At 58.2% G+C, this 759-nt stretch carries 1 protein-coding gene; it reads left to right on the top strand.

Features of this window, described 5'->3' with window-relative positions; all coding sequences use genetic code 11:
- Positions 1-137: 137 nt before the first annotated feature.
- Positions 138-509 (top strand): glycosyl hydrolase family 17 protein, encoded by a 372-nt coding sequence (locus GSQ92_RS11900; protein WP_159013498.1) that lies wholly within the window; start codon positions 138-140, stop codon positions 507-509.
- Positions 510-759: the final 250 nt, after the last annotated feature.

The raw sequence follows: 759 nt of genomic DNA, 5'->3' as shown, positions 1-759 counted from the left end.
GCCATGATCCATGTCGCCATGGGAAGCCTGCTTTTACGCCGGATCGCCCATGACTGACCTTTCTCAAACGGACTGTAAAGCCAGGCTCGGAAAGTGCCGCTAAGTGGGGGTCAGTCGTCAGAAATTGCGAGAACAAAGTGCTTCTTACGGTCTACCCTTGGTATGGCGGCAGTGCACCAGCCGACATCAAAGCTAGTATGGATTGGTCCTGGGACAATGGTCTCAAGCAGGCGCAAGCCATGGGCAAGGAGGTTGTAATTGCCGAAATTGGCTGGCCGAGCGACGGCGGTGATGCAGGCCATAAGCCGACCACCGTCGAGAATGAAAGGATCAACTACGGAGTGACAAAGGAATGGGTCTCTGGAAAGGGTAGGACCGGATTGATCTTTGAGACCTACTGGTTTGAAATGTTCGACGAGCCGTGGAAGACAAACGAAGGTCCCTGGGGTCCTCACTGGGGCCTTTATACATGGGGTCCCAATCCGCAGCCGAAATTCAACATCAGTTAGCAGCCGCACCGTTCGCGGCGTCATGCGCAGACTCGTCCGCGTGTGAGAGGCATCCGGGGGGCACCTTGTCATGCCACGTGCCCCCGGATGCGCAGCAAATGATGCCGGCATCGAGAGCGCTACGGGGTTCTGTTGCAATGCGCCAGGAGGCGCCGCGTTGGGGTAGAAGGCTGTGAGCAGCGGCGGACGGGTGATAGCGGTGGGGCGGGACGGCGGGTTCAAAGGGCGGCACTTCGCGTCTGAGGTCATT

The sequence above is a fragment of the Acidisoma sp. S159 genome, from assembly GCF_009766125.1.
GTDB lineage: Bacteria > Pseudomonadota > Alphaproteobacteria > Acetobacterales > Acetobacteraceae > Acidisoma.
The sequence above is the reverse complement of the archived record's forward strand: the minus strand, read 5'-3'. Positions and strand labels throughout refer to the sequence as shown.